General features: G+C 59.0%; 11 protein-coding genes. 2 read left to right on the plus strand and 9 right to left on the minus strand.

Going from position 1 to position 12,265, the window contains the following annotated elements; genetic code table 11:
• Positions 1-86: 86 nt before the first annotated feature.
• Positions 87-2,000, plus strand: a complete 1,914-nt coding sequence (locus V8J88_RS22635; RefSeq protein WP_338846530.1) for a TolC family protein — start codon at positions 87-89, stop codon at positions 1,998-2,000.
• Between the two features lie 52 nt (positions 2,001-2,052).
• The gene (locus tag V8J88_RS22640) at positions 2,053-2,868 is read left to right on the plus strand and encodes an efflux RND transporter periplasmic adaptor subunit (RefSeq protein ID WP_338846531.1); all 816 of its coding nucleotides are present in this window, start codon (positions 2,053-2,055) and stop codon (positions 2,866-2,868) included.
• Positions 2,869-3,015: 147 nt separating this feature from the next.
• On the opposite strand, the gene V8J88_RS22645 is transcribed toward V8J88_RS22640, so the two are convergent.
• From V8J88_RS22645 to V8J88_RS22685, 9 genes are all read right to left on the minus strand, one after another.
• Entirely contained in the window at positions 3,016-3,861 is an 846-nt protein-coding gene (locus V8J88_RS22645) for a 2OG-Fe(II) oxygenase family protein (RefSeq protein WP_338846532.1), read from the minus strand.
• Positions 3,862-4,003: 142 nt separating this feature from the next.
• Entirely contained in the window at positions 4,004-4,996 is a 993-nt protein-coding gene (locus V8J88_RS22650; RefSeq protein ID WP_338846533.1) for a nucleoside hydrolase, read from the minus strand.
• Between the two features lie 98 nt (positions 4,997-5,094).
• Positions 5,095-6,060 carry an ABC transporter permease gene (locus tag V8J88_RS22655; protein ID WP_338846534.1) on the minus strand — a complete coding sequence of 322 codons (966 nt, stop codon included), beginning with the start codon at positions 6,058-6,060 and terminating at the stop codon, positions 5,095-5,097.
• A gap of 3 nt (positions 6,061-6,063) precedes the next feature.
• Entirely contained in the window at positions 6,064-7,143 is a 1,080-nt protein-coding gene (locus tag V8J88_RS22660; protein ID WP_338846535.1) for an ABC transporter permease, read from the minus strand.
• Entirely contained in the window at positions 7,136-8,665 is a 1,530-nt protein-coding gene (locus V8J88_RS22665; RefSeq protein ID WP_338846536.1) for an ABC transporter ATP-binding protein, read from the minus strand. The genes V8J88_RS22660 and V8J88_RS22665 overlap by 8 nt, the downstream gene beginning before the upstream one ends.
• 97 nt (positions 8,666-8,762) lie before the next feature.
• Complete coding sequence (locus tag V8J88_RS22670) at positions 8,763-9,755, minus strand: BMP family ABC transporter substrate-binding protein (RefSeq protein ID WP_338846537.1); 993 nt, start codon at positions 9,753-9,755, stop codon at positions 8,763-8,765.
• A 17-nt stretch (positions 9,756-9,772) separates the two neighbouring features.
• On the minus strand, positions 9,773-10,573 hold the full coding sequence (locus V8J88_RS22675; protein WP_338846538.1) for an outer membrane protein OmpK: 801 nt from the start codon (positions 10,571-10,573) through the stop codon (positions 9,773-9,775).
• A gap of 99 nt (positions 10,574-10,672) precedes the next feature.
• On the minus strand, positions 10,673-11,596 hold the full coding sequence (rbsK, locus tag V8J88_RS22680; protein WP_338846539.1) for a ribokinase: 924 nt from the start codon (positions 11,594-11,596) through the stop codon (positions 10,673-10,675).
• Positions 11,597-11,891: 295 nt separating this feature from the next.
• Entirely contained in the window at positions 11,892-12,164 is a 273-nt protein-coding gene (locus V8J88_RS22685; protein ID WP_338846540.1) for a hypothetical protein, read from the minus strand.
• Between the last annotated feature and the right edge of the window lie 101 nt (positions 12,165-12,265).

The raw sequence follows: 12,265 nt of genomic DNA on the forward strand, positions 1-12,265 counted from the left end.
TTGGCGACGAGTAAGGCGCGGCAGTCGCCGGGCGCAATTTCTGCGCCCGCTGTCGCCGCGCTATTTGAAACGTGAAGGGGAACAAGTTGGCTACCACCACCACCCAACGCAGCGGCGGCAAGCTGCTGCTGCTGCCCATGATGGCGTTGTTACTCAGCGCCTGCGCCATCAACAGCAAGCCGACCAGCGAGCAGGAAAGACAGCAGCGCGCCAGCCAGGATCTGCAAACCCTGTTCAAGGATGTGGAACCGCTCAAGGGTGAATTAACGCTGCATGAAGCGTTTGCGCGTGCGCTCAAATACAACTACGACTACCGCCTGCGCTCGATGGAGCAAAGCATGGCCGCCGCGCAGCTGGATTTGAGCAAATACGATATGTTGCCGCGCCTGACTGTGGCCGCCGGCTACAGCTCACGCAATAATGACGCCGGTTCGCGTTCGGTGGACTTGAACACCGGCGTGGAAAGCAATCTGTTTTCCGGCGCCCAGGAACGCAGCCGCCACACCAGCAATGCGGTGCTGGCCTGGAATATTCTGGACTTTGGCGTCAGCTATGTGCGCGCCCAGCAGCAAGCCGAGCAAGTTTTGATCAGCGAAGAGCGCAAGCGCAAAGTGGTGCAAAACATTGCGCAGGATGTGCGCCAGGCATTCTGGCGCGCTTACGGTGCGCATCAAGCCTTGCCGCGCCTGAATGCGCTGCAGGTCAGAGTCAAGGATGCGATGGCGCGCAGCCAGCGCATGGAAAGCCAGCGCATGATGCCGCCCTTGCAAGCACTCTCCTATCAGCGCGCCTTGCTCGACTTGCATCAGCAAATCGTCAACCGCCGGCAGGAATTGATTCTGGCGAAAACCGAGCTGGCGGCCTTGATCAATTTACGCCCCGGCGCAGATTTCACCCCCAGCGTGGGGAATGAAAATGAACTCGTCGCCAGCATGAAAGCAATGGATGATCTGGACGCGCTGGATCAATTGGCGCTGGTCTCTCGACCGGAATTGCGCGAAGAGGATTACCGCAAGCGCATCACCGTGCTGGAGGCGCGCAAGGCGCTCTACAGCATGTTGCCGGGAGTGGATCTGAACTTCGGTTCGTATCATGACAGCAATAAATATCTGTTCAAAAACAATTGGACCGAGGCCAGCGCGAATATCTCGTTCAATCTGTTGCGCGCCTTCTCCTATGGCGCCATGAAAAAAGCGCAGGAAAGCCAGATGGTGGTGGACGATACGCGCCGCTTAGCCACGGCGATGGCGGTTCTGACCCAGGTGCGCTTATCGGCGCAGCGCTATCAGGAAGCCCGCGCGGATTACGAAGTCAGCGCCATGGGCGCGCAAGTCGATGCGCGCATCGAGCAGCATATGCGTTCTGCCACCAAGGCCAGCGCAGAATCGGAAATGGAATTGCTGCGCACCGAGGTCAAAGCCGCGCTGTCTGAAATGCAGCGCTATGTGGCGCTGGCGAATATGCAAACCGCGTATGCGCGCGTCGCCAACTCGGTCGGCGCCGATTTGCTGCCGGATTCGCCCAAAACCGACAATTTGCAGGCTTTTGCCGAGCAATTGAAAGAAGTTGACTTGGCCTGGCGTGAAAACAATTTCGCCTTAAAGCAAAGCACCTTCAAACCGCAAGTCATGGTGGCGGAAATCAAGCTGCCGGATCAGCACAAGCAAGACCTGGGCGGCATGCTGAAAAAACGGCTGGCCGAACACGGCGCCGATTTGCAAGACGCGGCCAAAGATGGCGTGGCCCAGATCAGCGCGCAGGTGCAGGTGGGCGAGGCCAAAGGCGGCATGCGGCAAGTGGAAATTGTGTGGCAAGTCAAGCGCGCAGACGGCAGCCAGACCAGCTTCCCCTTCCGCTCGGTGATTGCCGAAGCGGCGCCAAACGCCTGGCAGGTCTTGAGTGAGGCCGCCAGCGAATCCGCCGCCGCACGCATCGCCAAGCTGCTGCAAGAAAGCAGCACCGAAGCCGCACAGGCGGAAAAAACCGCCGCAAGTTCTTAATTTTCGCCAGTTCCCGCCCGCGCCGCCCGGCGCGGGCTTTGATGGATAGTTTATGCAACAACACATATATTGGCTCGTCCTTGGCCTGTCTCTGGCTGCGTTTCCGGCAGCCGCGCAAAGTGCAAAAACCGCAACGGTGGTGAAACCGCCCGTCACCCCGGCCACCGCCGCAGGCAAAGCCGCGCCGCAGCCAGCCGCGCCGGCGGCCAAAAATGATGGCATCCGCGTCTTGATCGCCGCTGAACAGGAAAGCACGCTGGCGGCGCAAATGAGCGGCCGGGTGGACACCCTGAACGTGCAGCTTGGCGCCAGCATCAAAGCCGGTCAGCCTTTATTGCGTTTTGTCTGTGACGAGCAGGATGCGCATTTGAAGATGGCCAAAGCCGAATTCCAGGGTGCGCAGCAAACCTATGAATCCAAGCTCAAGCTGCAAGCTATGCAATCGGTGGCCGAAATCGAAGTGCAGCAAGCCGCCGCCGCAGTGGAAAAATACAAGGCGCAAATCCAGCTCTACCAAGCCCAATTGCGGCTGTGCCATATCAATGCGCCTTTTTCGGGACGGGTGACGAAATTGCATGTGAAGCCGCATGAAAGCGTCAACACCGGCCAGCCTTTGATTGAAATTGTGAATGACCGCAAGCTCAAAGCGCAATTGCATCTGCCCTCGAATTGGCTGTCATGGATCAAGCCGGGCGCGCCGTTTTCGATGCAAATTGATGAAACCGGTAAAAGTTATGAGGCCAAATTGCGCCGCCTGAACGGCAAAGTGGATGCGGTCAGCCAATCGATTGAAGTCGAAGGCGAAGTGGTGGGCGATACCGATGGCCTGCTGCCCGGCATGAGCGGGCAGGCCAGCTTCAAACGTTGAGCCTGATGAGCGCAGCATGTTGCGCTCATATCATCTGCAATCTGAACCCAGAACCTGGCTTTTCGCCAGCACAGACCCGGCATTTTCCTGCTTCACCATACAAAACGGGCCGCAATGCGGCCCGTTTTGTGTTGATGCAAACCAGCTTTACATCTTCTTATGCCCCAATTCCTGCAGGCGTTCGCTCAGATAGCTGCCGGCGGTGTAACGCTCGGACAGCACCACGTCAGGACGCGGATGCAAGAACAGCGGCAGCGAAACGCGCGATTCGCGGGCGGCGTCGCCTGTCGGGTTCAGCACGCGGTGGATGGTGGACGGATAGTAGCCGCGTGAGGCTTCGTTCAGCATGTCGCCGATGTTCACGATCAGCATGCCAAAGTCGCACGGCACGTCATGCCATTCGCCATCTTTGCCCACCACTTGCAGACCGGCTTGGGTCGCCGCCGGCAAAATCGTCAGCAGATTGATGTCGCCATGCGCGGCGGCGCGCACCGCGCCCGGTTCTTCATTACCGGTCAGCGGCGGGTAGTGCAAGACGCGCAGCATGGTTTGGTCGCTGCCTTCGATCATTTTCGGCAGGGGCATGGAGTAATGCTGTTTGATGTCCGCCGGGGTGTATTCCTCAACCCAGGACAGCAATTCCGCCGCCAGTTCGCTGCCGGCAGCATAGTAACGGCGCGCCGCGTCCGACACTTCCGCCGGGTATTGGCCCCAGGGGTAGATGTGGAAAAATTCTTTCAGATCGCGTTTCTCGAAACCTTTGGCGGTTTCCGACACGGTCGGCGCGAAATAGCCGTCAAAGGTTTCTTTTTTGAAGGCGTACTGGTGTTTTGCATCGGTGTGGTAAAACGCCAGCCATTCGCTGTAAATCTGATTCAGAATGTCTTGCGACAGCGGATGGTTGGTCAGCACGCCAAAGCCGGTTTCATGCAGGCTTTTGGCGAATTGTTGCGCCGCATCCGGGGCGCGATAGTCAACGGGGGTAATGTACATAGTGTGCTCCTGCCGGGCCGCTGCAAACGGCCCGATGTTTCGGTGGCGGGCTGGGGCGCGATGGCCGGTGGCGCAAACATTCGCGGCTAAAGCCGCTCCTACCGGCTGCGGGCGCCTGCCGCGCCCATCATGATTCCAAGGCTTATGCCGCCAGCGGCGCGCGCAGCCAGTCGCTATACAGGGTGTCGCCGATCAACTTCAACACGCCTGCCACATCGACTTCCATTGCGGCGGTCGCTTCCGGGCGTTCTTTTTCCCAGCCGGCTTGCGGGTAGGGCAGCGCTTTGCGATCCATCATGGTTTGGCCGTTGCCCACGCCATCGGTGGCCACGCGCACACGGCCAGTCATGGTCTTGAACAGTTCCGGCGCCACCAGATACACGAAGGCCAGCACGTCATGGCAATAGCAGGCGTGGCCCATTTCCGGGCGGATCGATTGGTAGAAGCTGGAATAGAAATCGACCGCATGCGCCAGCGCGTCAGTCGCCGGGTGTTTCTTGGCTGCTGCCAATTCCTTATACCAGGCGGCAGTCATCGCCACCTGGTGCGTCACGTCCAGACCGCAGAACGCCAAATCCCAGCCGGCGGTAAACACCAGGTCAGCCGCGTCCGGGTCGTTCCACACATTCGCTTCCGCCACCGGCGACACATTGCCCGGTTCCAGCACCGTGCCGGCCATCAGCACCACGCGCTTGATCAGCTTCGGCAGATTTGGCTCCAGACGCAGGGCCAAGCCCAGATTGCCCAGCGGGGCCACGGCCACCAGGGTGATTTCGCCCGGATATTTGCGCGCCATTTGCACGATGTATTCGGCTGCGCTGACATCTTCCAGCTTGCCGCCCAGGTTCAGGCGGGAAGGCAGATTGCCCATGCCGTCCGCGCCGTGGATGAAGGCCGGCGGTTGTCCCGGCGCCTTATTCATCGGCACGGATACGCCCTTGGCCACCGGCACGTCATAGCCTGCGATACGGGTCAGGTACAAGCCATTTTCCGCCGCCGTTTCCACATACACATTGCCAAAGGTGGTGGTGATGCCAATCACGTCGATAGCCGGATGGGCCAGCGCGAAATACAGCGCCATTGCGTCATCCACGCCCGGATCGGTATCAAAAATGACCTTGTGTTTTGCTTGCATGGAGTTCTCCTGTGCTTGCGCCAAAGTGGCGCGCGGCCCGCAAGCGGGCCGTTAATTAGCGTGACGATGCGAGGGAGGCCGCACACGGCGGCCCCGGCTCAGCGGGACTTGACAAAAGGCACGCCGATAGCTTTCGGCGCAACCGATTTGGCCATGAAGCCAGCCAGCACGATCACGGTCACGACATACGGGATCATCTGGATCAAGGAACCTGGGATTTTCACGCCGCCGAAAGCAATGCCTTCGATTTGCACTTGCAGTGCGGCGAAAAAGCCGAACATCAAACAGCCCAGCGCGGTGTGCAGCGGGCGCCAGTTGCCAAACACCAGGGCGGTCAAGGCCAGATAGCCATTGCCGGCTGACATATCGCGCAGGAAGAAGCCGCTTTGCACAATCGCCAGATAGGCGCCGGCAAACGAGCACAGCAAGCCGGTGAAGCACAGGGCGATGAAGCGGGTGCGTTCGACATGCACGCCGGCGGCGTCGGCGGCGTGCGGATTGTCGCCCACGGCGCGCAGGCGCAGGCCGAAGGAGGTGTGGAACACCACCCAATGCATCAGCGGAATCAAGCCGAAAGCCAGATACACCAGCACATTGTGACCGCCCAAAAATTTATTCCACAGCCAGCCCAGCACCGGCACATCCGCCAGCGCGGCGGCGCCGGGCAGGGTGATGACGGTTAAGCGCGCATCGCCCAGATCCGGGGTGCGCCCGCCTTGCTGGAAGAAATATTGCGCCAGCACAAAGGTCAGGCCGCTCAAGGCGATATTGATGGCGATGCCGCACACCAGCTGATTGCCTTTTTGCGTGATGCTGACAAAGCCCTGCAGCAAGGCAATCGCAATCGAGACGGCGGCGCCGGCGGCGATGCCGATCCAGGGGTTTTGCGTGGTGTAAGCCACGGCGGCGGAAACGAAGGCGGCGGCCAGCATTTTGCCTTCCAAGGCCAGATCAACCACGCCGGAGCGCTCGGCGAACAAGCCGGCCATGGCGGCGAACAAGAGCACCGGCGCGCTGCGCACGGTGGCCACCAGGATGCTGGAAAACTGGATATCGTCAAACATGGCTCACTCCTTACTGCGCGCAAACAGCTTGACCAGCACCGGCGCATACAGATTTTCCATCGCGCCGCAGAACAGGATGATCAAGCCTTGAATGAAGATAAAGGTTTCGCTCGGGATGTTCGGTTTTTCAAACGACAGATCCAGGCCGCCCTGAATCAAGGCTCCAAACAGCAGCGAAGACAGGAAAATGCCAAGCGGATGCTGGCGCCCCATCAGCGCAATCGCAATCCCGATGAAGCCGGCTCCCGCCGGGAAGTTCAAGCCCATATAGTGCGTCGAACCCAAAATCGTATTCACCGACGCCAGCCCGGCCAGCGCGCCGGAGGCCAGCATGGCGAAAATCAGGGTTTTGGAAATCGAGATGCCGGCATAGTGCGCCGCATGTTTATTCAGGCCGGTGGCGCGCAAGGCGTAGCCGGTCGGGGTGCGCCACACCACCACGCCATACGCCACCAGCGCCAGCAGGGCGACCAGGAAGCTGATATTCAGCGGGGTGTTGCCGAGCACCGGAAAATAATCGGTTAAGCGCGGCAGCCAGGCCGTTTCGGCGAATACGCGGCTGGCGGTGTTTTGCTGGCCAGCCGGAATCAGGAAGCTGACGATGGCGAAATTCATCAAGCTGGCGGCGATGAAGTTGAACATGATGGTGGTGACCACGATATGGCTGCCGCGCCGCGCCTGCAGCCAGGCCGGAATCAAGGCCCACAAGGCGCCAAACAGCATCGAGGCCAGCATCGCGCCCGGAATCAAGACCCAGCCCGGCAAAATACTGTCGGTGCTGAGCAGGAACAGGGTCAGACCGAAGCCGCCGATATACATCTGGCCTTCAGCGCCGATGTTGAACAAGCCGGCTTGCATCGCCACCGCCACCGCCAAACCGGTGAAAATAAAGGTCGAGGCGTAGAACAGGGTGTAACCCAGGCCCTCCGGATTGAGCACAGCGCTCTTGATCAAAATCCCCAGCGCTTCAATCGGGTCTTCTTTCAAGAGCCAAATCACGATCCCGGCCACCACCAGCGCCGAGAGCAGATTCAATAAGGGTAAGAGCAAGGCCGTGACCCAGCGCGGCATGGTTTCAGACATGGTGTGCAGCTCCCATCATCAAGCCAATCCGGGTGGCGTCAAATTCTTCCGCGCGCAATTCGCCAGTGATCTTGCCACCGGACATCACCAGGATGCGGTCGGCCAATGCGCGCACTTCTTCCAATTCGACCGAGACCAGCAGGATCGCGACCCCGGCGTCGCGCATCGCCAACAGCTGACGGTGGATGCTTTCAATCGTGCCGATATCAACGCCACGGGTCGGTTGTCCGACCAGAATCAATTTCGGTTTGGCGGCGATTTCACGCGCCAACACCACTTTTTGCTGATTGCCGCCGGATAACAGCGCGATGCGCAAATCCGGGTCGCGCGGACGCACGTCAAAGCTTTCCAGCAATTCGCGGCAGCGCTGCAAAATCGCGCCGCTATCGAGCAGGCCGCGTTTGCGCGGCGCGCTGTCCTGATAGCCGAGAATGGTGTTGTGCATGACGCTGAAATCTTTCACCACCGCGTCGCGCAAACGGTCTTCCGGCACATGGGCGATGCCCAGCTGGCGGAATTTGGCCGGCAGGCCATCGACTTGCATGCCGTGTGCGCTGGGCAGGGCTTTGCCCTCGAATTCGAGTTTGCCGGCGGAAGGCACATCCATGCCGGACAGAAGTTCCAGCAATTCGCTCTGCCCATTGCCGGAAACGCCGGCAATCGCCACGATTTCGCCGGCGCGGATCTCAAAATTAATGTCTTGCAGCAAGGCCACGCCGGCCTCGTTGACCAGACGCACATCCTGCACTTTGAGCACGGAATGGCCGGGATTGTAGGCGCCGCGCGGCAAATTGCCCTCAATCGGGCGGCCCACCATCATATTCGCGAGCTGTTCTTTATTGGTGTCAGCAGTGGCTACCGCTCCCACCACGCGCCCGCCCCGCATCACCGTCACATTGTCGGTGATGGCCATGATTTCCTGCAGTTTGTGGGTGATCACGATGATGGTCTTGCCCTGTTGTTTGAAGAGGCGCAAGACTTCAAACAGCGATTCGGTTTCCTGCACGGTGAGCACGGCGGTCGGCTCATCCAGAATCAGGATATCGGCGCTGCGGTAAATCTGTTTCAAAATCTCCACGCGCTGTTGCGCGCCCACCGCCAGATCCTGAATCAGGGCGTGCGGGTCGAGATCGAGTTGGTAACGGCTGCAAATATCGCGGATGCGCTGTTCCGCTTCCTGACGGTGCGCGGCCAGACGGAAACCGCCTTCGGCGCCCAACATCACATTGTCCAGCACGCTCATATTGTCAACCAGCATGAAGTGCTGATGCACCATGCCGATGCCTAAGGCGATGGCGTCTTCAGAAGAGCGGAGTTTGACGACTTTGCCATCCAGGGCCACATCGCCGGAGTCTTGATGGTAGTAACCATACAAGATGCTCATCAAGGTGGACTTGCCGGCGCCGTTTTCGCCAACCAGGCCATGGATGCTGCCACGGGGGATTGCAAAACTGACGTCAACATTCGCCTGCACGGCGCCAAAACGCTTGCTGACATGGCGGAATTCGACGGCTGGCTGCATGTTGATTTGTACTGATGAAATGGAAACAAGGCGCAGCGGTGAAGCTGCGCCCCCTGATTTGCGGTGGACGGCTTGCGCCGCCCTGCCGCGTTGGCGATTATACCGGGCAGCTGTTAGATGCGCGGTAGTCCACCACTTTCACTTTACCGCTGACGATGTCTTGCTTGGCGGCATTGATGCGTTTTTCCATTTCCGGCGTAATCAAGGCACGGTTATGGCTGTCCAGCGCCCAATCCACGCCGCCTTCTTTCAAGCCCTTGTTGACAATACCGGCTTGCCAGTTGCCTTTTTTGACTTGCATGAAGCTGTCGTAGATTGCATTGTCAACGCGCTTGAGCATCGAGGTCAGCATCACGCCAGGGTGCAGGTAATTTTGATTGGAGTCAACCCCGATTGCCAGCTTGCCCTTGGTTTTGGCTGCCTGCAGCGAACCCATGCCGCTGCCGCCGGCGGCGGCAAACACCACGTCCACGCCACGCTCAAACTGCGCCAGCGCCAATTCGCTGCCCTTGGCCGGGTCATTCCAGGCCGCCGGCGTGGTGCCAACCATGTTTTGCGTCACTTCGATCTTGCCATCGATGGCTTTCGCGCCCTGCGCATAGCCGCAACCGAAAGCGCGGATCAGCGGAATGTCCATACCGCCGACGAAGCCCAGCTTCTTCGACTTGGAAGCCATCGCAGCGGCGACGCCCACCAGGTAAGAACCTTCCTGCTCTTTGAACAGCACGGAAGAAATGTTGTCGCCGTTGGCCACGCCGTCAATCAGCACAAACTTGGTCTTCGGGAATTCCTTGGCCACGGTTTGCACTGCTTGCGCTTGAGCAAAACCGATTGCCGCGATCAAGTCCACGTTTTTGCGCGCCAGATTGCGCAGCGCCTGTTCGGTTTGCGCGTCATTGTTCACCTGCACTTCTTGATAGGCGATCTTGGTTTCTTTTTTGAAACGCTCCGCGCCTTCAGAAGCGGATTGGTTGAACGACTTGTCAAACTTGCCGCCCGAATCATAGACAATCGCCAGTTTCGGGTCAGCAGCCTGGGCTGAGAAAGCAGCGCACAGCGCCAGGGAAAGACCGATTTTGCTCAATTTCATGATGCCGTCCTCGTGAATCAGAAGTTGTACTTGGCGGAGAAGATCCAAGCGTCTTGATAGCCAGCGGTGCCCAGTTTGTTCTTGGCGTAGCGGTAGGTCAAGCCGGTGGTGAATTGCTTGTTGATGTTCCAGTTGATGCCGATCGCGCCGTTTTGGCCGGTGCGCAGGTCGGACAGCGGACGCTGGCCAGCCAGGTTGTTGCCGAACACCAGGTATTCATCTTTACGCGAGAATTCCATTTCGTGCCATTGGAACAGCAGGAAGTTGTTGCCGCTGAATTCAAACGGGAACAGCAGGTTGTAACCAGCCATGCCACCGTTGGTCATCACGCCGACGCCGGACTTGGACTCTTGATGCACGCCGATCCACGGGGAGATGGTCAGTTTGCCGGATTTGATGTCGGTGCCGAAGCCCAGCACGCGGTTTTGATCGTTGAAGCCGTTGTCAGCGAAGTCATACACGTGAGCGTAAGCCATCAGCGGGAAATCGCCCAGCTTGGTCAGGTTGTAACGGCCCACAATCTTCAGCGCATAGCGACGGTCAGAACGGGTGTCAGCTTTGTGCTCGGTGTTGTTGGTCGGGTTTTCGATATCGAAGAAACCGTACAGATCGCCCCAGGAACCGCCCATGCCGCCTTCGATTTCCAGATAGACGAAGTCTTTTTTCTTGCCAAACACGCCGGCGTTGGTGTGTTTTTCGGTCTTGTCGGTCCAGTTCAGGTAGTTGATCGACACGTCAGACCAAGACCAGTTGTTAGCCAGAGCGGCATTGCTGCCGGCGGCCAGCACCAGGGCCAGAGCGATTTTGTTCAATTTCATGTGTTTCTCCAAGTGAGTGTGTAAACCGGTTAATGACGCATTGCTGCGCTGCTTATCTCTTGGCCCGTAATTTCGGGGGACGGGCCGCCCTGCTGCCGGCTATCCCGCGTGCGCGCGGAACGCTTCCACCTCCGCCAATTGCGGAATGGAAGACTGGGCGCCCAACCGGGTTACGGTCAGGGCCGCCGCATATTGCGCAGCGGCAGCAGCTGCGCGCAAATCCAATCCTTGTCCCAGGCCGACCGCCAATGCGCCCACAAAGGTATCGCCGGCGGCGGTGGTGTCCACCACCTGCACTTTCAAACCCGGGAAATGTTGCTGGCCGGCGGCATCCGCCGCCAGCACGCCATGTTCGCCCAGCGTCAAGAGCACGGCGCCCACGCCACGCCCGAGCAGGGCTTGCGCCGCTTGCGCCGCGCTGTCCACATCTTGCACTGCGACGCCGGATAATTGCCCGGCTTCGGTTTCATTCACCACCAGATAATCGACCTGAGCCAGCATGCCTTCCGGCAGCGCTTGCACCGGGGCCGGGTTCAAGACCACGCGCACACCCTGACGCTTGGCGCAGGCCAAAGCCGCTTGCACGGTTTCCATCGGCACTTCGAGCTGGCATAACAATAATTTGCCGGCCCCGATCACATCCTGCGCCGCCGTCACATCCGCCGGACTCAAGCGCGCATTCGCGCCTGCCGCCAGCACGATGCTGTTTTCACCGTCATCGCACACCAGAATGCCCGCCACGCCGCTGGCGCAATCGTCCGCCACGCGCACATGCGTGATATCAATGCCATCCTGCTGTAAGGTTTGCTGCGAGCGGCGGCCAAAGCCATCCGCACCGACACAGGCGATCAAACTGACCGCGCCGCCCATGCGCGCTGCCGCGACAGCCTGATTGGCGCCTTTGCCGCCGGGAATCTCGTGAAATTCATGACCGGACAAGGTTTCGCCGGGCGCGGGCATGCGCGGTGTGCGGAACACCAGATCCATATTCACACTGCCAACCACACTGATTCCAGGCTTCATGTCCTTATCCACATTAGAAAACCGCAAAACACGGCTTATCACACAAAAAAGGCCGCAAAAGCGGCTTTCTGACACGATCAATCGTTTGCGCAAACGATTGCGTATTTAACACCAGCGTAATAATCTGCGTCAAGAAAATTCTTGCCGCAATGCGAAATTTGTTACTTGAATGCAACACTTTGTTGATGTTGGGAAAACAGAGGCGGTGTGATGGCTTTGTCGCAGCTTGGGTGGCGCTATGCGAGGTTTGGGCGCGGTTTCTGCCGCCAATGATCTTCCGGCCTGCGCGGTGTGATCATCTGTCGGAGAGGCTTTCGCCGCGAACCAGAGCGCAAGCATGACGCGGCCCGTTTTCTTGGCTGAACTGTCTCTGCAGGCCAAGCTCACACAGGCAGGACAGCCTTGTATTTTCACCTGCTTCCCGCAAGCGCTTGGCGTCGCCAATGACAGGCAGCAGCGTGAGCGGCGGATGGCGCGCGGATAGATGCAAAACCGCCTGGAAGACATGGGCCATGCGCCCTTTGCCAGCGAGCACAGCAGCCGCCTGTAACTGCATTTCCGGCAGCAATTGGGCATATTGCTGGAAAAATGTGCTCAACGATTCAGGCGGGCGCACATTCGCAACACCTTTTCCCATAGAGGCTGAATAGAGCCTCTTTTATTTTGTAA

Origin of the sequence: Massilia sp. W12 (genome assembly GCF_037300705.1) — a bacterium.
GTDB lineage: Bacteria > Pseudomonadota > Gammaproteobacteria > Burkholderiales > Burkholderiaceae_D > JACPVY01.